Source organism: Nocardia sp. NPDC059154 (assembly GCF_042755705.1).
In the GTDB taxonomy this organism is placed as follows: Bacteria; Actinomycetota; Actinomycetes; order Mycobacteriales; family Mycobacteriaceae; genus Nocardia.
The window spans coordinates 49,170-70,182 of sequence record NZ_JBHZCS010000033.1; the positions used below are offsets into that span (position 1 = coordinate 49,170).

At 64.5% G+C, this 21,013-nt stretch carries 17 protein-coding genes; 2 read left to right on the top strand and 15 right to left on the bottom strand.

Annotated features, from left to right (window positions below):
• Nucleotides 1-6: 6 nt before the first annotated feature.
• The 7 genes from purU to ACFXN1_RS26895 all read right to left on the bottom strand — a co-directional run bounded on the left by purU (nucleotide 7) and on the right by ACFXN1_RS26895 (nucleotide 9,215).
• A complete protein-coding gene (gene purU, locus ACFXN1_RS26865; protein WP_379441595.1) occupies nucleotides 7-915 on the bottom strand; it encodes a formyltetrahydrofolate deformylase in 909 nt (302 codons plus the stop codon).
• Nucleotides 912-1,334, bottom strand: a complete 423-nt coding sequence (locus ACFXN1_RS26870; RefSeq protein WP_379441596.1) for an acyl-CoA thioesterase — start codon at nucleotides 1,332-1,334, stop codon at nucleotides 912-914. Before ACFXN1_RS26870 ends, purU begins: the two co-directional genes overlap by 4 nt.
• Nucleotides 1,331-3,295 (bottom strand): hydantoinase B/oxoprolinase family protein, encoded by a 1,965-nt coding sequence (locus ACFXN1_RS26875; protein ID WP_379441598.1) that lies wholly within the window; start codon nucleotides 3,293-3,295, stop codon nucleotides 1,331-1,333. Before ACFXN1_RS26875 ends, ACFXN1_RS26870 begins: the two co-directional genes overlap by 4 nt.
• Nucleotides 3,292-5,325 carry a hydantoinase/oxoprolinase family protein gene (locus ACFXN1_RS26880; protein ID WP_379441599.1) on the bottom strand — a complete coding sequence of 678 codons (2,034 nt, stop codon included), beginning with the start codon at nucleotides 5,323-5,325 and terminating at the stop codon, nucleotides 3,292-3,294. The genes ACFXN1_RS26875 and ACFXN1_RS26880 overlap by 4 nt, the downstream gene beginning before the upstream one ends.
• Nucleotides 5,322-6,176, bottom strand: a complete 855-nt coding sequence (locus ACFXN1_RS26885) for a 3-keto-5-aminohexanoate cleavage protein (protein ID WP_379441600.1) — start codon at nucleotides 6,174-6,176, stop codon at nucleotides 5,322-5,324. Before ACFXN1_RS26885 ends, ACFXN1_RS26880 begins: the two co-directional genes overlap by 4 nt.
• 217 nt (nucleotides 6,177-6,393) lie before the next feature.
• Nucleotides 6,394-8,199: a bifunctional homocysteine S-methyltransferase/methylenetetrahydrofolate reductase gene (locus ACFXN1_RS26890; RefSeq protein ID WP_379441602.1), complete on the bottom strand. Its 1,806-nt coding sequence runs from the start codon at nucleotides 8,197-8,199 to the stop codon at nucleotides 6,394-6,396.
• Nucleotides 8,196-9,215, bottom strand: coding sequence for a PucR family transcriptional regulator (locus ACFXN1_RS26895; protein WP_379441603.1), 1,020 nt, complete (start codon nucleotides 9,213-9,215; stop codon nucleotides 8,196-8,198). Before ACFXN1_RS26895 ends, ACFXN1_RS26890 begins: the two co-directional genes overlap by 4 nt.
• Nucleotides 9,216-9,230: 15 nt before the next feature.
• Between ACFXN1_RS26895 and ACFXN1_RS26900 the strand changes: the two genes are divergently transcribed.
• Nucleotides 9,231-9,575 (top strand): hypothetical protein, encoded by a 345-nt coding sequence (locus ACFXN1_RS26900; protein ID WP_379441605.1) that lies wholly within the window; start codon nucleotides 9,231-9,233, stop codon nucleotides 9,573-9,575.
• Here the strand turns inward: ACFXN1_RS26900 and ACFXN1_RS26905 are convergent.
• From ACFXN1_RS26905 to ACFXN1_RS26930, 6 genes are all read right to left on the bottom strand, one after another.
• Nucleotides 9,539-10,537: a carbohydrate kinase family protein gene (locus tag ACFXN1_RS26905; RefSeq protein WP_379441606.1), complete on the bottom strand. Its 999-nt coding sequence runs from the start codon at nucleotides 10,535-10,537 to the stop codon at nucleotides 9,539-9,541. The genes ACFXN1_RS26900 and ACFXN1_RS26905 overlap by 37 nt on opposite strands.
• 76 nt (nucleotides 10,538-10,613) lie before the next feature.
• Nucleotides 10,614-12,116 (bottom strand): adenosylhomocysteinase, encoded by a 1,503-nt coding sequence (gene ahcY, locus ACFXN1_RS26910; protein WP_379441607.1) that lies wholly within the window; start codon nucleotides 12,114-12,116, stop codon nucleotides 10,614-10,616.
• Nucleotides 12,117-12,128: 12 nt separating this feature from the next.
• On the bottom strand, nucleotides 12,129-13,364 hold the full coding sequence (metK, locus tag ACFXN1_RS26915; RefSeq protein WP_379441609.1) for a methionine adenosyltransferase: 1,236 nt from the start codon (nucleotides 13,362-13,364) through the stop codon (nucleotides 12,129-12,131).
• Complete coding sequence (locus ACFXN1_RS26920) at nucleotides 13,361-14,458, bottom strand: hypothetical protein (RefSeq protein WP_379441610.1); 1,098 nt, start codon at nucleotides 14,456-14,458, stop codon at nucleotides 13,361-13,363. Before ACFXN1_RS26920 ends, metK begins: the two co-directional genes overlap by 4 nt.
• 1 nt (nucleotide 14,459) lies before the next feature.
• The gene (locus tag ACFXN1_RS26925) at nucleotides 14,460-15,950 is read right to left on the bottom strand and encodes a hypothetical protein (RefSeq protein WP_379441612.1); all 1,491 of its coding nucleotides are present in this window, start codon (nucleotides 15,948-15,950) and stop codon (nucleotides 14,460-14,462) included.
• Complete coding sequence (locus ACFXN1_RS26930; RefSeq protein WP_379441613.1) at nucleotides 15,934-16,956, bottom strand: methylenetetrahydrofolate reductase; 1,023 nt, start codon at nucleotides 16,954-16,956, stop codon at nucleotides 15,934-15,936. Before ACFXN1_RS26930 ends, ACFXN1_RS26925 begins: the two co-directional genes overlap by 17 nt.
• A gap of 441 nt (nucleotides 16,957-17,397) precedes the next feature.
• On the opposite strand from ACFXN1_RS26930, the gene ACFXN1_RS26935 reads away from it, so the two are divergent.
• Nucleotides 17,398-17,982 carry a TetR/AcrR family transcriptional regulator gene (locus ACFXN1_RS26935; protein WP_379441614.1) on the top strand — a complete coding sequence of 195 codons (585 nt, stop codon included), beginning with the start codon at nucleotides 17,398-17,400 and terminating at the stop codon, nucleotides 17,980-17,982.
• Between the two features lie 23 nt (nucleotides 17,983-18,005).
• Here the strand turns inward: ACFXN1_RS26935 and ACFXN1_RS26940 are convergent, their stop codons facing one another.
• Both ACFXN1_RS26940 and ACFXN1_RS26945 read right to left on the bottom strand, forming a co-directional pair.
• Nucleotides 18,006-19,667 (bottom strand): PucR family transcriptional regulator, encoded by a 1,662-nt coding sequence (locus ACFXN1_RS26940; protein ID WP_379441616.1) that lies wholly within the window; start codon nucleotides 19,665-19,667, stop codon nucleotides 18,006-18,008.
• Nucleotides 19,668-19,739: 72 nt separating this feature from the next.
• Nucleotides 19,740-20,933 carry an acyl-CoA dehydrogenase family protein gene (locus tag ACFXN1_RS26945; RefSeq protein WP_379441617.1) on the bottom strand — a complete coding sequence of 398 codons (1,194 nt, stop codon included), beginning with the start codon at nucleotides 20,931-20,933 and terminating at the stop codon, nucleotides 19,740-19,742.
• Nucleotides 20,934-21,013: the final 80 nt, after the last annotated feature.

The following is a 21,013-nucleotide window of genomic DNA, read 5'->3' on the forward strand; positions in this document are numbered from 1 at the left end:
CGCCTTTCAGAACACGACCGCGGTGCGGCCGTCGACCAGAACCCGGTCTTCGCAATGCCAGCGCACCGCGCGGGCCAGAACCGCCTGCTCGATCTCGGCGCCGCGCCCGCTCAGCATGGCCGCGGTCGCGCGATGGGTCACCCGCACCACGTCCTGCTCGATGATCGGACCTTCGTCGAGATCCTCGGTGGCGTAGTGCGCGGTGGCACCGATCAGCTTCACCCCTCGTTCCTTCGCCCGCTCGTACGGTCCGGCTCCGGCGAAGGCGGGCAAGAAGGAATGGTGGATATTGATTACCGGCACGCCCACCTGATCGAGGAAGTCGCGCGACAGGATCTGCATGTACCGCGCCAGCACGACCAGATCGACACGGCCACGCAACAATTCGAGCTGCTGCTGCTCGGCCTGCTGTTTCGTGGCCTTGGAGACGGGAATGTGCTCGAAGGGCACGCCGAAGGTGGCCACGTCAGCGGCGAGATCGGGATGATTCGAGACCACCTGTGTGACCGTGATCGGCAATTCGCCGCGCCGGGTGCGCCACAGCAGGTCGAGCAGGCAATGGTCGTATCGAGAGACGAACAGCGCCACCCGGGTTGTCGCCGACGCATCGCGCAACCGGAAGGTCGCGCCGATCCTCCGCGCCACCTCGAACTCGAAGTCCCGCTCCAGTTGTGGCAGCCGGCGCGCGAGATCCGGCAGATGGAACTCGACCCGCTGAAAGAACCTGCCACCGACCGAGCCGGTGGAGTACTGGTCCGACTGGATTATGTTGCCGCCGCGATGATGCAGGAAGGTGCTGATCCGGGACACGATGCCCGGACCGTCGACACAGGAGACGACCAGTCGACCGGTGTTCTCCGCCGGTCGGAAGTCCGGCGCGGCGCCTGCTCGCGGGGTGGTGTAGGTGCGTGTCATGTCGTGCTCCCACTCATGTCATCTACGGGGATGCTGGTGTCCGCATCGAACGCGGCGCGCTCTCGCGCGGTCAGCGGGCGGCTGCGGTGACGAACCGGATCCCACATCACGATCGCGGTCCGGCTGCGGGCGCAGACATGCCCCCGCGCCGAGCGCAGCTCGCCTACCAAGATCAAGCTCGAGGCCCCCATCCGCTCGATACGAGAGGAAACGGTGACCGGGCCGTCCTCGAGCGCAATCGGCGAGTCGTAGTCGACCTGCGCGCTCGCCACCACGTAATCCCGCCCGCCCAACCCGGCCCGCCGATGCAACCAACGATCCCGCTGCTCTTCGAAATACGTCAGATAGACGGCGTGACCGACGTGGCCGAGCGCATCGAGGTCCTGCCAGCGAACCGGGACGTCGACATCCATCGTCATGCCGACCACTGCCGGGCCGCCTCGGCCGACACCGCTTCGCGATAGGTCTCGGTGGTCCGAGCCAGCAGTTCGCCGGTGCCCCAATCGAGGATGACGCCGTACCGCCGGACGACGTCGAGGACGTCGAGCTCACCGATCCGATAACGAGCCGCGATGTCTTCCGGATCGGTGGTCAGCCAGCTGCGACGGATCGCGCGCAATGCGGCACGTTCACGAGCGGTCGCGTCGACATCCACCTCGTACATCGCGAGATCCACATCCACCTCCCGCACGACCACGCCGTAGTCCTGCGTGGCACGTTCGAGCGAGACATAGCCATCTGCAACGTCTTCGCACACATCCCGCGGATCCCGCTCCAGCGGATCTCCGAAGCCGCCGCCACCAGCCGAGGGCCGGGTGAACAGATCGCCTTCACCCACCGAAACACTGGAGAACGACGCGCCGAGGAACTCCGGTTCGCCGTCCTTGCGGGTAAGCCAGGTTCCGTGCGGCAGCGAGGGCAAACCACCGCCGATGCCCCAGGTGACCGATCGAGCGCGGTCACAGGAGTAGGACATCACGGTGTTCTGCGCTGCCGTCAGCACCCCGCCCTTCTCCACCCCGCAACCACCGCGCCAACGCCCCGGACCACCGGAGTCGATACGGATTTCATGACCGGTCGTCAGTACCGGGCAGAGCCGTTCCTGTCCTTCGAGCGGCTGCACCGCCAGACCCGGCCCGAAAACCGGTGAGGTGGCGTTGGATCCGTCGAGCTCATTGCGGCCGCCCCAACCGCCGGCCATCCAGTCGTACCACATGAAGAACGAGCGCTCGTCCTCTCGATGATCCCATCCACCGACGAGCAGGTATTCGAGGTTGAACGAACAGGCGATCGCCCGTTCGGGGATGATCTGCGACCAGATCTGGAAGATCGCGTTCATGATCTTCTCGAACGGACCGGCGCAGAAGCCGGTGACGGCAGTCGGCCAGACAGCATTGACGACGCTGCCCTCGGGACCGAGGTTCACGTCGAGCACTCGATAGAACCCGGAGTTGAGGGGAATGTCCGGGAAGAATGTCTTCGTACCGGCGACGACTGCCGAAAACGACGCGCCCGCAGAGGAATTCAAGAACGTGCCGATCGCGGGATGGGAGCCGGTCAGGTCGTAGCGCAGCTGATCTCCATCGATGGTCAGTTTGACCCGGATCGGAACCAAGCCCTCCTCGCCGTTGGGGTCGAAATCGATGTAGTCCACGGCTTCCCATGTACCGTCCGGCAAAGCCGCCACGCGCTGGCGGGCCAGGCGCTCCACATAGTCCTGGACCTCGCCGAACGCTTGCCGGACGGTGTCGACGCCGTACCGGCCCACCAGCCGCAGTACCTCCGCCTCCGCGACCGCCGTCGCGGTGATCTGCGCCTCCAGATCACCGCGGCAATCCTCGGGCGCACGGGTATTGGAGATGATCATCCGCACCACGTCCTCGCGCAGGACGCCGCGGTCGACGAGCCGCAGCGGCGTGATGCGCAGGCCTTCCCCGAAATGCTCCTTGGCCGTGATGTCGAACGAGCCGGGCACGCTTCCGCCGATATCGGCCCAGTGGCCGTTGGACTGCGTGAAGGCCAGCAGCTCGTTCGAGTGGAAGACCGGACGCAGGATCCGCACGTCACTGAAGTGCGTACCGCCGAGGTAGGGGTCGTTCACCGCGAAGACATCGCCCGGGTTGATATCACCGGAGAACGCGTCGAGGATGGCCCGCGCGGTGAAGTGCAGCGTGCCGACGTGCACCGAAATGTCCTGGCTGCCTTGAGCGACGGTGTTGCCCTGCGCGTCACACAACGCGGAGCTGAAGTCGTGGCAGTAGATGACGAACGAATGGCAGGTCCGCAGAATCTGTTCGGCCATTTGGTCGACCGCGCTCGCCAGGCCGTTCTTGATTACCTCGAAGGTGACCGGATCGAGTCTTTGCGCCGGCTGTGTCACGACTGTTCTCCTACCGCGATGATCATGTTGTGCCAACGGTCGACGGTGACCGTGGCGCCAGGGGGGACTACCGTTGTCGAGTCGAGCTGGTCGACGATGGCGGGCCCAGCGAATCGATCTCCGCTGTGGAACTCCGCGCGGTCGTAGACCGGGCAATCGTTGACCCAGGCACCGTCGAAATAGACAGGACGACGGTCCACGGGCTTCGGGTCGCCCGCACGGGGCTCCGACGAGGCAAGCTCCGGTTTGGGCGTGGTGCCGAGCGCCGTGATGCTCACCCGGTAGACCTCGATGGGTGCGTCGTCACGACGGAACGAGTGCGCATTTCCGTGCTCGGTGTGGAAGCGCTCCGCGAGCCCGGCGAGGTCGCCGAGTGGCGCGGTGACGTCCACCTTCAATGAACGCCATTGGCCGCGGTAGCGCATGTCCACGCTGCGCTGCAGCGTCATGTGATTCTCGGCCACGCCCTCGTGCGCCAGCCGTTCTCGTGCCTCTGCCTCGAGCTCCACGAACGCCTGCTCGAGATCCTCGACCGTGGTGCTCGCCAAGTCCGCGAGCACCATCTTCGACAGGTCATGACGGATATCGATCAGAAGGCATCCGAGCGCTGAACTGATGCCGGGATTCGGTGGAACGACAACGGTCGGAATGGACAATTCACGAGCGAGGTCGACACTGTGCAACGGACCTGCGCCGCCGAATGCCACGAGTGCGAAATCACGTGGGTCGTAACCACGTTGGATGCCGACCAGGCGCACGGCGTCGGCCATGTTGGCATTGGCGACGGTGAGGATCGCAGCGGCGGCATCGGTGGTGCGGAGCCCGAGCGGCTCGCTCACGGCGGTGTCGATGACCTCTGCCGACAGTTTGGCGCTGAGCCGCATTTCGCCACCGGCGAGCGTGGTGCCGAGACGGCCGAGGACTACGTTGGCATCGGTATTCGTCGCGAGCTTGCCGCCGCGTCCGTAGGCGGCGGGACCGGGCAACGACCCCGCCGACTCAGGGCCGTTCCGCAGGCTACCGCCGTCATCGACCTTCGCGATCGAGCCGCCGCCCGCACCGATGGTGAGCACCTCCACGCTGGGCAGGCAGATCGGCTGCCCGTACTCCACCGCCCATTCCGACGAGGTGCGCAACTCACCATCGACGACCAGTGAGATATCCGTGCTGGTCCCACCCATGTCGAGACCTATCGCATTGCGGTACCCCGCCAGCCCGGCCAGATGGCGGCACGCGATGGCGCCGGCCGCGAGACCGGAGGCCGCCAATCGGACCGGCAGCTCCTGCACACCGCGTGGAGTCATCACGCCGCCGCCCGAGTGCAGCAGGAGCAGATCGCCGCGGTAGCCACGCTCCTTCAGCGCGTCAGCGAGATTGTTGACATATCCCGTAACCAATGGCGCCACTACGGCATTCGCGACAGTGGTCGAGAACCGCTCGTGCTCGAAAATCTCGGGCAGCACGTCGCTCGAGGTCGAAATATGCGCCTCCGGAAGGGATTCCCGGAGAATCTCGGCCATACGCCGCTCATGAGCCGGATTCGCGTAGCTGTTGATGAAACAGACCGCGACGGCCTCGACGCCGCGCTTGGCGAGAACCGCGGCCACCTTCCGCGCCTCCGCTTCGTCCAGTTCCGCGACGACTCGCCCCGAGTGGTCGATGCGCTCGACAACCTCGAGACGGTCACGCCGGCGGATGTAGGGCGGGGCAACATCCTTGTAGGTGTCCCAGAGGTCCTGTTTCGTCCCGCGGCGGATCTCGATCACATCGCGAAAGCCCTTGGTGGTCACCATCGCGCTCGGCTTGAACCGCCGTGTGATGAGTGCGTTGGTGGCCACCGTCGTGCCGTGGCTGAACAGCGAAACATCGTCGAGTTCAACGTCAGCGAGCTTGATCCCGGTCAGGACAGCCTCGATCGGGTTGGCGGTGGACGGTGTCTTGGCGACCCGTAGTTCCGACGAACGCTCGTCGAATACGCAGATGTCGGTGAATGTCCCGCCGATGTCTACAGCAACGCGCAGGTGGGTCATGTGGTGATCTCCTTTCGAGGCCGCACATCGAGCAATGCGCAGGCCTCCGGGTAGGTGGCGGGGCGACGCCCAAGGGTGGTGATCAGATCGGCGACGTCGGCGACGAGCTCGGCATTGGATGCCGCCAACACTCCGCGACGACGAAACACGTTGTCCTCGAATCCGACTCGCACCGCGGTCGCGCCGTGCAACACCCCGAGCGCGACCATCCGACGCTGATGACGGCCGATCGCGGTCACCGTCCAGCGGGCACCCGCCGGCAGCGCGCTCGTCATCGCGTATAGCGACGCGGGCGTCGCGTCGACCCCGCCCGGAACACCGAAAACGAGATTGAATCGCAGGGGTCCGGGTAGCTCGCCATTCGCGTGCATACGCAACGCGGCGTGGATGTGTCCGAGGTCGAACGCCTCGACCTCGAGCGGGATATCCGCCGCCGCGGCGGCCGCGGCGACCCGCAGACTGTCGGGGCGCGAGGTGAGGAACAGGTCGTCGCCGAAATTCAGTGAGCCGGTCTCTATGCCCGCCAGATCCGGTGCGGCAGCGAGCCCGTTCAACCGCTCGTCGAGCGTCTGATCGACCGAGCCCCCGGTCGACACCATGGTGATGACGGGCGGGCCCTGACGAATCCGGTCCACGGTCTCCCGCCACAGTTCCACCCGTGCACTCGGCTTGCCGTCCGGCTCCCGGACATGCAGGTGCACGAGTGCCGCGCCGGCCTCGACAGCACCGAAGGTGGCTTCCGCGATCTCTTCGGGTGTGTGAGGCAGAGCGGGTTGCTCGGCGCGGGTTACTTCGGCCCCGGTCGGCGCCACCACGATGACAACCGGTTCGGAATCCCAGGAATTATTCATCGTAAACTCACCGTCCCGAGGATTACGCGTGTGCAAATCGCATACCCGGTCGTGGAATAGCTCATGCCGCCGATACTATGACCAAAAGCCGACTGAAATGACCTTCGTATCGTCACAGATATCGTGCAGATAACCTGACAATGAGTGATCCTCCCGCGCTTGACAGACACTCCATTGCACAGACAAGCAGGCAGACCCCAGAGTGGGTCTGCCTATTTCAGGATTTGCGCAGTTCGGCGAATAGTCGTTCGGCGACCGTGGTCTCGTGACCGCGCACCACGACCACGATCCCGCTCACCAGCGCGCGAGCCTCCCTGACGAGCTCGGACGCCCGTCGTATCCCCGACTCCCGTGACAATGTGCCTGCCGCCTCCAAGTCCGCCAGTGTTGCAGCGGGGATGGTGACATCGGGTACTTCGAATGCGAGGAACTCCGCTTCAGCGAAGGATTCGAGCACCGATATCGTCGCCAATACCGGGATACTCGTAGTATCGATTTCATCGAGCATCCGGCGCAGCCCGTCCAATTCATACAACGGCCGGGTGATCAGAAACTGAGCTCCCGCTTCGATCTTCTTCCTGGTACTCGAGATCTCGGCGGCCAGATCCTCGGCACCTGGATTGCAGCGCGCGCCTATATGGAAAGAGGTAGTGGCGTTCAGCGGCAACCCATTGCAATCCCGTCCCGCATTCAGACCGGTGAGGAGGCGGATCAAATCCACGGAGTCGACCTCCCACACCCCGTCCGCGTTGGGATAGTCTCCACGCAGCGGCGGACTCCCCGTCTCGCAGACCACAGCCCGGATTCCGAACGCGTGTGCGCCCAGCAGATCGGCCTGCAGCGACATGATCGTCTTGTCCCAGGTCGTCACGATCGCGATCGTCTCGATCTCGGCCTGTTGCCGAATCCGCAAAGCGAGCCCCGCGGAGCCGACTTGCGTCCGAGGGCCCGGCGCCGCGGATATCAGCACGAGTTCGGCGCCATGGCTCCGCAGCGCCGCGGCCACCTCGCCGGGTCGGTCCACCGTGCCGCCGGCGGGCACGTGGATTTCCGCCCCGACCACCGGTTCGGCTTTCGACAACAACTGCGCGAGATCGTCCACGGGCGCGGTCCGCGCACGCGGCGGTCGTTTCACACGACGCTCGATACCGCTGGAGACCACTGCGGCAACAGCATTCACGTGCGCGGGCGTGGTGCCACAGCAGCCGCCGAGGATCGACGCGCCCGCTTCCACACAACGGCGGGTGTACCGGGCGAAGTACTCGTGATCGAGGCTGTATTCGAAGTGCCGGCCGAGCACCCGCCGCGGCAATCCCGCATTCGGCTGGGCACTGATCGGCAACCTGGTGTGCCGCCGAAAGTCCTCGACAATACGCAACATTCGTTGCGGACCTACGGTGCAGTTCGCACCCAGCGCGGCAATGGGCAACCCGTCGAGCACACTGGCGACCTCACTCGGTGTCTGACCACCAGGTGTAGATCCGTCCGTCGTGAAGGTCGCTTGCGCGAGGATCGGCAGATCGGTCAGTTCGGCGACGACCTCGACCGCCTCGACCAGCTCATCCAGGTAGCCGAAGGTTTCGAGGACGATCAGGTCCACACCGCCGGCGACCAGTGCCGCCACTTGCTCCTGTACTGCCTCGATCCGATGTGTGCGCTGTACCGTCGGTCGCTGGGTGGCGCTGACCGCAGGAGCGACCGAGCCGCCGACGAACACCTCGTGTTCTGCCGTATTCGCGGCCTGCTGTGCCAGTCGCACACCGGCCCGGTTGATGTCGGCGACAGCGGCAGCGTACCCGTGCTCGGCCAGCCGCAACCGACTCGCGCCGAAAGTATTGGTCAGGACCAGATCCGCGCCTGCCCCGACATAGCTCTCGTGAATCCGGCTGACCAGATCCGGAGCCGACAGATTCAGCTCGGGCAGCGCGCGGTCGAGCGAGTTGCCCGCCGAGTGCAGCATGGTCCCCATCGCACCGTCGCCCACCAGCAGCCGTTGATGCAGTGCCGCTACGAAATCGCTCATGCCGTGTCACCCACCATTTCGATGATCTCCAGTGCGACCTGTGCCATCAGTCGATCCCGGTAGTTGCCGAAGTCCAAGTTCGACAGCTCTTCGACGCGCCGGACGCGATAAGCCACGGTGTTCGGATGCACGTGGAGGACGGACGATGCACGCTGCGGGCTGTGACTTTCGCGGAAGTAGCAAGCGACCGTCGCCAGATACTCTCCGGCGTTGCCTTTGGTCCGAGTCATGAAGCCCCCGAGTACTTCACGCGCGAACGCGCGCAGCTGCTCCGGGTCGGCCACCCGGAGCAGCAGCCGATGGATACCGAGTTCTTCGATAGCCACCACGGCACCTGGTCTATCGAGCCTGGCGAGGATCTCGACCGTGCGACGCGCATCGTCGTACGATCCGGCGACCTCTACCGCCGAACGGCAGACCCCGCCGATTCCAGCCATCACCGACACCTGTCCGGAACGCTCTCGGACGCGCGCGATACACGCCCGCGCCAGCCGATGGGCACGGGCGGATTCATCTTCGAGTTCCGGAAGCACGACCACGACCTCACTTCCGCGGACAGCCGTAATCGCCTCCGGCACTTGCCTGTTGAAGAATCGCTCGACGATCTCGGCTATCTGCGCGACCAACCCCGACGCAGCGCTGCCGCCCTCTACCACCAACGACAGCACCCGGTGGTCCGCGTCCTCGTCGTACCCCAGATGCTCGGCCCAGCGGCCCAGTTCCGTGACGTCCTCGCTGCGCCCGGACAGCAGCCCTTCGACCAGGTCGTAGCGCACCTGACCTGCTGCGGCCGAAACCACCCGTTCCCGGCCGAGCACCACACCGCAGATCGTGGCGGCGTGCTCGGTAAGCAGAAGACGCAGGTCATCGCCGTCCGGGAGCTCGCCGTCGTCCAGCGTGAGCAAGAAGGCGGGCACGCTATCACCGACCATCACGGGTGCGATGATGATCGGCGCATACCCGTCGACCCCGGGCAGGCGCATTGCCCGCCCTGTCTGACCGACCGCGCCGAGCATCTGAGCGAGTCGCGGATGCACGAACCGCTCCTGGAACAGCGCGGCCTCGACCGCGGATCCGCCGACTGTCGCACCCGCGAGAACCGTCAAGGTTTCGTCGACCACCGCGACGGTGGTATCGACCTGTCCCGCAATCAATTTGGCGACCGCGTCCAGACCTACATTCCGCACGGCGAGACTGGAGAGATGTCGGCATGCCGCGATATGCCTTCGGAGTGCGACAACCTCATTACCGGTCGCACCGTCTTCAGCTACACGCACAACCGCCACGCCGACAATTCAACAGGAAGATTCTGTCGCAGTTCGTCATCGAAAATTCGAATTCAACTGACACTACTGCCGATTCGCAGCACGGACTGAAGGTCGGCGACCACATCCATTCCATACGCGTCGGCGACGCGCACCCCAGCGTCCTCGATATCGAGCGACCATTCCTGGGGACCTGCGGCCTCCAGGACCAACGTGGCGATGAGCGAGCCCAATTGAGCTGCTCGTTCCACCGGCAGACCGGAATCGACACCGGTCAGGAAGCCGGCTCGGAATCCGTCACCGACTCCTGTCGGATCGACGATGTGACGCGCAGGAAGAACATCCACCTCGATCGCGGGCCGGGCGCGATCCACGATGACGCATCCCGCGCTTCCGAGGGTGGTGATGCGGAGGTCGACTCGTTCGGCGATCTGCCGCTCACTCCATTCGGTCGTCTTGAGCAGCAGTTCCCACTCGTATTCGTTGGTGAACAGATACTTCGCTCCCTCGACCAAGGACCGGGCCTGCTCACGATCGAACATCGGCAAGTTCTGCGACGGATCCGCGGCGAACGGCACACCGATCGCCCTGGCCTCCTCGCTGTAGGCCAACATCGCGGCAGGATCATTGGCGCCGATGTGAACCAGGCCGACATCACGCCCCTGGGTCAGCCGGGCCAGCGAAATACCGCTGGCCTCGCTCATCGCGCCCGGGTAGAACGATGCGAGCTGGCACTGATCATCGTCGGTGGTGCAGGTGAATCGGGCGGTCTGGGCGGTATCGGACACGAGAATTTCGCTGCAATCGACGCCGTGGTCCTCCAGCCACCGTCGGTACTCGGCAAAGTCCGGGCCCACCGCGCCCACGAGCAGCGGATCACGCCCGAGCATCCCCAAACCGAACGCGATATTGGCGGCCACACCACCTCGGTGCACTACCAGGTCGTTGACCAGGAAGCTCAGTGACAACCGGTCCAGGTGGGTGTCGATCATGTTGTCGGCGAATCGACCGGGGAAGCGCATGAGATGGTCGGTGGCAATCGAGCCGGTGACGACAGTAACTCCAGCAGACATGGATTCCTCTATCCGTTGAGCGGGGCCCGGGGGGTGCCGCGGCGACTACGCCGGGCACCCACCGACCGTGACCCCGTCAGTAGCGGTAGTGCTCGGGTTTGAACGGACCTTCGACATCGATGCCGATGTACTCGGCTTGATCCTTCGTGAGCGTGGTCAGCTCACCGCCCAGCGCCTCCACATGGATCCGGGCGACCTTCTCGTCGAGAATCTTCGGCAGCCGGTACACCTCGCGGTCGTACTCATCCGGCTTGGTCCACAGTTCGAGCTGGGCGATCACCTGATTCGAGAAGCTGTTGCTCATCACGAAACTCGGATGCCCGGTGGCATTGCCGAGGTTCATCAGCCGTCCCTCGGACAGCACGATGATCGAATGACCGTCGGGGAAGGTCCACTCGTCGACCTGCGGCTTGATGGTGACGCGGCTGACGCCCGGGGTGCGGGCCAGTCCCGCCATGTCGATCTCGTTGTCGAAATGGCCGACATTGCCGAGGATCGCCTGGTGCTTCATCTTGGCCATGTGCTCGGCGGTGATGATGTCCTTGTTGCCTGTCGTGGTGATGACGATGTCCGCCTTGTCGATCACATCGTCCAGACGTGCCACCTGGTAACCCTCGAGCAGCGCCTGCAAGGCACAGATCGGGTCCACCTCGGTCACGATCACTCGCGCACCCTGGCCGGCCAGGGCCTCGGCCGAACCCTTGCCGACATCGCCGAAGCCGCAGACCACACCGACCTTGCCGCCGATCAGCACGTCCGTGGCGCGGTTGAGGCCGTCGACCAGTGAATGGCGGATACCGTACTTGTTGTCGAACTTCGACTTGGTCACCGAATCGTTGACGTTGATCGCCGGGAAGAGCAATTCCCCTTGTGCGGCAAGCTGATACAGCCGGTGCACGCCGGTGGTGGTCTCCTCGGTGACGCCGCGAATCGCGGCGCCGATCGCGGTCCACTTCCCCGGCTCGGTGGCCAGCGAACGGCGCAGCGTGTCGAGGATGATCCGATACTCCTCGGACACGGTGAGATCGTCATCGTCGACACTCGGCACCACACCGGACTTTTCGTACTCGACGCCCTTGTGCACGAGCAGGGTCGCATCGCCGCCGTCGTCGAGAATCATGTTCGGTCCGACGGTTTCGCCGTTCTCGTCGGTGAAGGTGAACAGCTGCTCGGTGCACCACCAGTATTCGGAGAGCGTCTCGCCCTTCCAGGCGAACACCGGCACGCCCTTCGGCTCCTCGACGGTGCCGTGCGGGCCCACCACGACAGCCGCGGCCGCATGATCCTGGGTGGAGAAGATGTTGCACGACACCCACCGAACCTCGGCACCGAGCTCGACCAGCGTCTCGATCAGCACGGCGGTCTGCACGGTCATGTGCAGCGATCCCGCGATACGGGCGCCGCGCAGCGGGCGGGACTCGGCGTGTTCGCGGCGCAGCGCGATCAGGCCCGGCATCTCGTGCTCCGCGAGCCGAATCTCCTTGCGCCCGAACTCAGCCTGCTCCAAGTCGGCCACAGCGAAATCGACGCCGTTGCGCTTGTCGTGGAATTTCGGCACCGTCACATCGACAGTCGTCATGGATTAACTCCTTCAGGCCACGACCGCGTCAGCGGCAGTGAGGTTGGCGGCGGCGCGCAAGGCGGCGGCGCGGTCGGTACGTTCCCAGGGCAGGTCGACATCGGTTCGTCCGAAGTGGCCATAGGCCGAGGTCGGTGAGTAGATGGGGCGATTCAGATCCAGGTAGCTCCGGAAGGCCGCAGGGCGCAGGTCGAAGTGCTCGGTGACGAGCTGTTCGATCTGCTTACGGTCGACCCGCTCGGTACCGAAGGTCTCCACCAGCACCGACACCGGCCGCGCGACACCGATCGCGTAGGCCACCTGCACCTCGGCCCGGGCCGAAAGACCCGCCGCCACAATGTTCTTCGCGACATAGCGGGCGGCGTAGGCAGCCGACCGGTCCACCTTGGACGGATCCTTACCGGAGAACGCGCCGCCACCATGACGGGCGAAACCACCATAGGTATCAACGATGATCTTGCGACCGGTCAGTCCGGCATCACCGACGGGACCACCGATCACGAAGCGTCCGGTCGGGTTGACCAGGAGGTTCGCCCACAGTTCGTCCCGATCGTAGAATTCGCCGGGCAATTCGGGAGTGATGACGTGCTGCCACAGGTCCTCACGGATCGTCTCGGTGCCGACATTCTCCGCATGCTGAGTGGAGACCAGCACCCGCTCGACCCCGACCGGAACACCACCCACATAGCGGACCGACACCTGGGTCTTACCGTCCGGTCGCAGATACGGCAGCGTACCGTCCTTGCGCACCGCGGCGAGCCGCCGAGAAAGACGGTGCGCCAACGCGATCGGGGTCGGCATGAACTCCGGGGTCTCGTCGGTGGCGTAGCCGAACATCATGCCTTGATCACCGGCGCCCGCGAGATCGAACTCATCCTGCTTCGATCCGGTCCGGGTCTCGATCGCCTCGTCGACGCCCTGCGCGATATCCGGGGACTGTTTGTCGAGGGCGACCAGCACGGCACAGTTGTGGCCGTCGAAGCCGAAACTGCCGTCGTTGTAACCGATCTTGTTGACCGTGTCGCGGACGATCTGCGTGTAGTCCAGATGCTGCGGGGTGGTGATTTCACCGGCGAGCACAACCATGCCCGTGGTGATCAGCGTCTCGCAGGCCACCCGCGACAGCGGATCGTTGGCCAGTGCCGCGTCGAGCACCGCGTCCGAGATCGCGTCGGCGATCTTGTCCGGATGCCCTTCGGTCACGGACTCGGAGGTGAACAGGAAATCGTGTGGATTGCTTTGACTCACGGTTGTACTCCCTCGGTAGTGGGATCTGGTTGCACGGCTCCGATTTCGGAGTCCGTGACGGATTCGGGGGACAGTTCACGACGGACCAGGGCGGTGGCCTCGACCATGGCGGCCAGCTTCGCGCGAGCCACCGATCCAGCGAGGTTGCGTAGTCCGCAATCCGGATTGATGACCAGCTTGTCCGCGGGCACCAGCTCGAGCGCTGACCGGATCCGAGCCGCGATGGTGTCGACGGTCTCCACCTGTTGGGATTTGACGTCGATGACGCCTACGCCCACTCGGCGGTCCCAGCCGGCCTTTTCGATCACGGGCAGATCCGCGTAGCCCTTGCGTGCGAACTCGAGGACGAGTTGGTCGACGGAGGCATCCAGCACCGCCGGGAACAGGAAGTCGTAGTGCCCCTGCCAGAACGGTCGCGAGTACCGGTTGCCGTAACACACATGCAGCGCCCAGCTGACATCGACACCGGCGGTCACGGTGTTCACGGCTTCCATCGCGAGACCGACTTCATCCGGATAGCCAGCGAGAAACGGCTCATCGATCTGCAGGTACTCCGCGCCGCGTTCGGCCAGTGCATGCGCGGCATCGTTCAGACGATGGGCGATATCGAGAACGAGGCCGCGGCGATCGCTGTAGGCCTGACTGCGGATACGGTGCGCCAGGGAGAAGGGTCCGGTGAACGAGAACTTGATCGGACTGCGCGTCTGCGAGGCGGTGAAGGCGAAATCGTCACTCAGCCAACGCAATGCGCCATCGCCACTGGGCGGCAGCGGTGTGTTCACGACCGGGTCGTAGTAGTCGAAATAGAATTCTTTCGATGTCTCGGCTATCGCGATGCCCGGGATCCGCGCCAGGAAGTAGTCGATATCATTGTCGCGCCGCAGTTCTCCGTCGGACACGATGTCGATCCCGGCCAGCTCCTGATCACGCAGTGCCGCTTTGATCGCGAGCTCGTGGACGTCTTGCAGCTGCGCCGAACTCATACGGCCGCGGAAGTAATCGGTTTTGAGCCGCTCCATCCACTCGGGCACGGGATACGAGCCCACGACGGTCGTCGGCAACAGGGGAAGTCGATCGAAGAAATTGCCAGCCATGTCAATCCCTCGCCTGGGCTGTCATCGTGACGATATTGCCGCCGTTACGGTGGCGGAATTGCTCGTACCGCACATCGAATCCGCGCCGTCGCCCGACGTGCGCGAGCAACGGCCCGTTGACCCAATTCACCACCGAGCCGTCGTATTTGCCCGGACCGCGGAAGGTCGTGCGGTAGTCCTGGATATCGGTGACGAAGAGATCCAGGCACACCAACGTCCCGAAAGGATGCAGCAGCGACAGACTGTCGTCGAAGCTCGCGAGAGCGCCGTTGTTCACGTGCATCCGCACGTCCGCGCCGGACTCCAGCAGCGGCCGCAATGTCTCGCCTGTCAACGAGCCGCTCAGCGGATAGGTATCGAGTCCGGACAACGGCACATAACGCTCGTCCAGTTTGACCGCAGCCCACACCTGCTGCCAAAACCGCACCGTGGCATCGACTTCGGGGAAGTGGTCAGGATAAGCATCGACGAGCAGTGGCGGCCCGAGCCGCAGCAGCTTGTGGATGAGTCCCGGCAGCTCTTCGATACGTGCCGACACCGATTCGGCCAATCCCACCGCCGCCGCTTCGGGCAGATATGCGCGAGTCTGCACGCAGTAGGTGCGCCCGCCCAGTTGCGCGACCTCATCGGTCGGCAGATTGTCGTACACATTGGAGACGTAGACCAGGAATGCCTTGTACTTCAGGAAACTCAGCGACGTAGTGGGTTTCGTGGCATCGAGCACGAAGGAGCTCACCCGATCGATATGCTCGGCCACGGTCTCGCGCGCCAGGTCCAGCACGTACTGCGAGTAGTCGCACATCAGATAACGCAGCCGGCGGTAGTAGCCGCGCCCGTGGTCGCGGTCCAGGTCTAGAAAGGCATCGAGGAACACCTTCGCCTGAGTTCCGTTGCCTACGCCGAGCTCGACGACGAACAACTCCTCCGGCAACGAGGACGTGGCGGCGAGCCGGTCCCATACCCCGAACAGTTCATTGATCATTTCCGTTGCCGCTGTACGATTTCGAGCGTCGCTCTCACCGCCCGGCAGCGCCTGCTCATAGCCGCGCCCGGTCGCCTTCTCCCACAGTTCGAGAGCACCCCAGTAGAGCGCGTTGAAGTGCCAGATGCAGCTCTCACTCCCCCGCGTCCAATCCTCCAGGTAGACCCGATCCGGCTTGCGCTCGAGCAGCGCTGCCGTCAGTTCCTTGAGCTCGGAGTCGTTGCCGCGCCGAAGGTCTACCGCGACCTCGAAGTCGTCATCGCGCACGCCGATCGGCACCGGGTGGGTATCCTCGCGACTCCGACCCGGGGCATGCATGATCGGCCGAATGTCGACTACATCGCGGAAGTTCTGGCGGTACTGCACCCAATCACACATCACCCGGACCTTCGCCAGATCCGCCGAGCTCTCGGTCAGCGCATCGACGATCGGCGGCACAGCCGCTGCGAAGTCGATCGGTTGCTTGCCGCGCAGACGCGTATGCGGCCGGAACTCAACCAACATGGCCATTTCCTCCCACTCCTGTGGTCTGTGTCCGGGGTGCGATGCCCGCCCGCTCGAGAATCTCCGGAACGCCGCGCTCGAAGCCGACCGCCATCACGTGCACTCCGGCCACACCCGGAATCTCGGTGAGCCGCTGGATGGTTTCCGCGCACAGTTGGATGCCCTCGTCGGCGACCCGCTTCTCCGGCACGCCACGCAGCCGGTTGGCAACCTCGTCCGGCACGTTCACGCCCGGGACACCGGTGCGCAGAAATTCCAGCGCTCGTAGCGAGCGAATCGGCCCGACACCGGCGAGCACCGCGCATTTTTCGGTGACCCCCATATCGCGCAATCGATCGATCCACTGGCTGAAGACGTCGATGTCGAAGACGTATTGCGTCTGCACGAATTCCGCACCAGCCGAGACCTTCTTCGCCAACCGATCGGCGCGCATCTGCAGCGGAGGCGCGAACGGATTCTCCACGGTGCCGATCAGCCATTCCGGCCGGACCTTGATCTCGTCGCCCGAGAGCAGCACGCCGTCGTCGCGCATCGCACGGGCCATCCAGGTCAGCTGAATACCGTCCAGGTCGAAGACCGGTTTGGCCTCGGGATGATCGCCCGCCTTCGGATGGTCCCCGGTCAGCAGCAGCACGTGCGGCACACCCAACGCTCCGGCGGCCAGCAGATCGGATTGCAGTGCCATCCTGTTGCGATCCCGGCAGGTCAGCTGCATTACCGGCGCGACTCCGGCACGCTGCACCAGCGCGGACGCACCCAGACTCGACATCCGCACGTTCGCGCCCTGATTGTCGGTGACGTTCACCGCGTCCACCCACTCACGCAGTAGCTCGGCCTTGTTCGCTACCGCGTCGGCATCCGCGCCGCGCGGTGGGCCCAGTTCGGCGGTTACCGCGAACCGGCCTTCGGCCAGTGCACCGCGAAGCCCCGCTGGCCTGTTCCGCGACCATTCGGACGAATTACCGCGATTCCTTTTTTCCGGCCACGAGCGCTGTGGCAAAGACTTATCCACGATCAACCCTTACTGTCGCAATTCCACACAACTCGCGTGACACTTGCGTACGAATGGACCAGGTCCCGCTATGCGGCTTTACGAAAACCTTATTGCTGCGCAAATTCATTCTCTTCGTTCTGGGCAACAAGATATGACATGACCGCCTTGTGGCGAGGACACACACGCGCTGCGGATGGGAGGCCTGAGCTGCGCCTACAGACCCCGAACGGCCTCCGCCCGGACGAACTGTCCAACACAAATTGCCAATATCTGCCAGATCGCCAAATCTCCGCGACCGATGTTCGTCGATACCTATCCGACAGACCGTCAGGCGAATTCCAATTTCCATCTGACAATCACGACAGCCCAGGAGCAAAGCTCGGTCGACCAGGGAGCGTCCGGGGTCCGGTACGCTGTCGAATCGGCCCAGACAACCTAGACCGGCCGGAGGGGGTCCCGATGAGTGGCACCGAACGGGCAGTGCCTCACGGCGAAGGCCGGCAAGCGATTCTGCGCGCGGCCATCACGCTGGTTTCGCGCGACGGGCTCGGCAAGCTCACCTACCGGTCATTGGCGGCCGAGGCCCGAGTAGCCGTCGGCTTGGTTCGTCACCATTTCGAATCCCTGGACGACGTCCTGGAGCACGCACTGCAGGTCTGCTACGAACTGCATACCGATCGGATGAGGACCGCCACCGGATTCCTCGGCATCATCGATGTGCTGGTCGCCGCCCTCGATGACCCGGATCAGCTCGAACTCACGCAGTTCGAATACGAGGTGACGGTCGGTGCTCGGTATCGGCCATCACTGCAACGCGCAGTGGAGAGCTACTACGCGGACTTCCGCCGCTTCGCCGCGGCCGCACTGGTGGCCGCGAACCAGCCCGCCGATCAAGCCACCGTCGAACTGCTGACCGCGCTGGCGGATGGCATCGCGTTCGAGCGGGTTGTTCTGGGCAAGAAGCAATTACCGCGCATGCGAGCTCAGGTCGAAGCCCTGACACGGTTGCTGCCACCCGCTCTTGTCAGCCGCGAGATCAATTAGGGCGCGCACCCCGAGGGCATCGATTACGCATGGATCTTGCGGACACGAAGTGCCAGTTGCAGGCCGAGCCTGGTGCCCTCGCTGGACAGCGACTCACCGATCAGCTCCTCGATCCGCTGCAGACGGCTGTAGAGGGATTGCCGCTCCAGATATAGCGCCCGAGCGGTATCCGCCTTATTGCAGTTGTGCGTGAAGAAGGCTTCCAGAGTCCGGATGAGTTCCGATTTGCGCTGCTCGTCGTGCTGCTCGAGCACCTCGAGCCGCCGCGTGACGAATCGCTCCAGAGCCTCACTGCCACGCATCCGCTGGATCAGCAGATCGACATCGGGCCGCGCCAGATCGAACCACTCGCCGGCAGTGGCATCGAGATTCGCAGGAGCGATATCGGCGACCTCCTGCAACCGTGCGCCGACGTCCGTCCACCGAAGCGCGGACTCACCGACACAGATCGCGACCTGGCCACCGGCGGGGAGCAGCTTCCCAGCCTGCGCCCGCAACACACCGGCGACTCGCTCGGCAATCTCGGCCCGCCGCGCGTCCGGCGCTTCATCGCTGCGCCCGGAACGCAGGACGGGAACCCCGACCACGGCAGCCACCGCGTGCCCGCGGTCGATCAATCCCGTGACGATCGGAATACCCTGCCCGATCAAGTCCTGCCGCGTCCGCCGCATGATCATCGACCACGATTCCTGCTGATCACCGACCAGCCGCCCGGCCCGACCGCCCACATAGATCGGCAATAGACAGGCGGATTCCGACCAACCCAGATCCGTGGCCCGGGCGGTGGCCTCCCTCTCGGACAATTCGCGCCGCATCAATGCGGTCAGGAATTCACCGCGCTCACGCGCCATGAGCGTCTCCTCCTGGCGATGTCGCAGCAGCGACAGTGCCAGCAGGTCGCAAGCTCGAACCAGGACGCCACGTTCGGCGGTTCCCAACATCCCGGAATAGCACGGCAGTATCAGGCGCCACGGCGCGCCTCCGACCGGGCTCGGAACCGGGAGTGCCATGAGCGGCTGACGGCGCGCGGCGGCACGGGCGTGCGCGTCCAGCATGTCCTGGCGGTTCTGCATACCGCCGGGCGCGTGAAACAGCAGCCGCCCGTCACCGCCCGCCAGGGTCAAGGCGATACCGACCCGACGAGCCAGCCACTCCAGCATCGATGCAGTGTCCGCGCCCTCCATCATCAGCGCCATCAGGTCGCGATGGACTGCTTCCACCCGGGTCAAGGCTCCCTGCTGGTCGGTGAGAATGCGCTGCTGCGCAGCCTCGATCACCTCGAGGAAACGGACCGGCCGATGCAACACCACCAGGGGAAAATCCAGTTCCGTCGCCCTGGCGAGAACTGCCTCGGGCACCGTGTGGAAGACGGCTCCCAGTTCCAGCACCAACCCCAGCACACCCTGCGAGGCAAGAACATCCACAAACTGACGCTGATCGTCGGGGCGCACACCGCAAGCGGTGCCAGTGGTCAGCAGAACCTCGCCACCTCGAAGCAGCAATCCGACGTCCGACGCCTCGCCGGCGTGGACCCATCGCACTGCCTGCCCGAGACTACTTGCGCCGCAAAGCACTTCGGGGGCCGCCGAACGCAGTGGCGGCATCCGCAGCAACTCCGCGAAGGTGAGACCCGGGGTGCGCGGTTCTTGTTCGCCGCTCCAAGTTGAGACCTGCATCACGCTCATGTAAGGGACAGTACAGACTGAACATCCGTACAGCAATCGCTGCACGGATGTTCAGTCTAGGAATTAACACGGTCAGAACATAAAGCCCGCGTCAGAGTCCTTGCCCAGCAGAATCCGACCGTAGAGCTCCTTCACCGGGTTCAGTCGGAACGCGGTGTGCCGGTGGGCGGTTGAGATGTCGCGCCACATCCGCTGCAGGGGGGACGACTCGCCGAACGCCGAGACCCCAGCCTCGTTCATCAGAATCTCGGCCGCCTCGTGCAGCTCCTTGCTGACCCAAGCCGGATCGATCCGCAGCTGCCCGCGAATGCGATCATCCGGCAGTTCGCCGGTCTGCGCCGCCGTGTCCAGACATGAGGCCGCGCGGCCGGCGAGCAACCACGCCAGATCGATCTTGGTGGCGGCGGCGGCGAACTCCATCTGGAACGAGGGCCACGCCGACATATCCATCACGCCGGCCGCGGGGACCATTTTGCCCTGCGAAGACTTCTGCACATACTCGAACATCGCGCTGACCACGCCGAGCTGAGGTGCCATGATGGCCAGCCCGCCGATCGTGTACGGCGAGCGATACAGCTTCTCTTCGGGATGCCCGTTGAAGCATTCACCGTTCTGCGCTCGCAGCAGAGGCAGAATGCGGTGGTCGGGAATGAAGACATCCTCAGCGACGAGCGTATTGCTCGCCGAGGCACGCACACCGGTGACAAACCAGGTATCCACGATCGTCAACTCGGACATCGGAATCAGCACCATCGAATAGTCCGGCCCCTTCGGCCCGAACGACATGGGGACGGACAGCACCGCCCAATCGCTGTGCGCCGACCCGGATGCGTTGGCCCACTTGCCACTGACGACGATTCCGCCGTCGACCACGGTGTGCTGGACCGACGCACCCATCACCCAGCAAGCCGTCGCGTCCGGGTTCTCACCCCACACGTCCTGCTGGGCCTGTTCCGGGAAGAGCCCGATCTGCCATGCAGCCCAATTCAGTACGCCCGCGACCCAAGCCGCGCTCATGTCCCCCTTGCCGATCTCGGCAATCACTTCGATCAGGGTCGATGCATTGGTCTCGTAGCCCCCCAACCGCTTTGGTGTCATCAGCCGGAACAGGCCCGCGTCGTTGAGTGCCGCGACGACATCTTCGGACAACCGGCGATCCCGATCGGCTTGTTCCGCGTTGCTCCACAACAACTCTCGCAACGCTGCCGCACGCGAGACCAACTCGGTGGTCGACGGTGCAACGGCTTGGGTCTGCGATGTGATCATTTTTTTACCCCTAGGGTCGTATCGGACGCGCTGCGCGGCCGAGCGAAATAGGTTTGACCCGAAGGTAGGTGGGCGAGATT

Coding starts and splice junctions, on each gene's coding strand:
- purU (WP_379441595.1), bottom strand. CDS start 915: ATGACACGCACCTACACCACCCCGCGAGCAGGCGCCGCGCCGGACTTC.
- ACFXN1_RS26870 (WP_379441596.1), bottom strand. CDS start 1,334: ATGACGATGGATGTCGACGTCCCGGTTCGCTGGCAGGACCTCGATGCG.
- ACFXN1_RS26880 (WP_379441599.1), bottom strand. CDS start 5,325: ATGACCCACCTGCGCGTTGCTGTAGACATCGGCGGGACATTCACCGAC.
- ACFXN1_RS26885 (WP_379441600.1), bottom strand. CDS start 6,176: ATGAATAATTCCTGGGATTCCGAACCGGTTGTCATCGTGGTGGCGCCG.
- ACFXN1_RS26890 (WP_379441602.1), bottom strand. CDS start 8,199: ATGAGCGATTTCGTAGCGGCACTGCATCAACGGCTGCTGGTGGGCGAC.
- ACFXN1_RS26895 (WP_379441603.1), bottom strand. CDS start 9,215: ATGCTCGGCGCGGTCGGTCAGACAGGGCGGGCAATGCGCCTGCCCGGG.
- ACFXN1_RS26900 (WP_379441605.1), top strand. CDS start 9,231: ATGCACGAACCGCTCCTGGAACAGCGCGGCCTCGACCGCGGATCCGCC.
- ACFXN1_RS26905 (WP_379441606.1), bottom strand. CDS start 10,537: ATGTCTGCTGGAGTTACTGTCGTCACCGGCTCGATTGCCACCGACCAT.
- ahcY (WP_379441607.1), bottom strand. CDS start 12,116: ATGACGACTGTCGATGTGACGGTGCCGAAATTCCACGACAAGCGCAAC.
- ACFXN1_RS26920 (WP_379441610.1), bottom strand. CDS start 14,458: ATGGCTGGCAATTTCTTCGATCGACTTCCCCTGTTGCCGACGACCGTC.
- ACFXN1_RS26925 (WP_379441612.1), bottom strand. CDS start 15,950: ATGGCCATGTTGGTTGAGTTCCGGCCGCATACGCGTCTGCGCGGCAAG.
- ACFXN1_RS26935 (WP_379441614.1), top strand. CDS start 17,398: ATGAGTGGCACCGAACGGGCAGTGCCTCACGGCGAAGGCCGGCAAGCG.
- ACFXN1_RS26940 (WP_379441616.1), bottom strand. CDS start 19,667: ATGAGCGTGATGCAGGTCTCAACTTGGAGCGGCGAACAAGAACCGCGC.
- ACFXN1_RS26945 (WP_379441617.1), bottom strand. CDS start 20,933: ATGATCACATCGCAGACCCAAGCCGTTGCACCGTCGACCACCGAGTTG.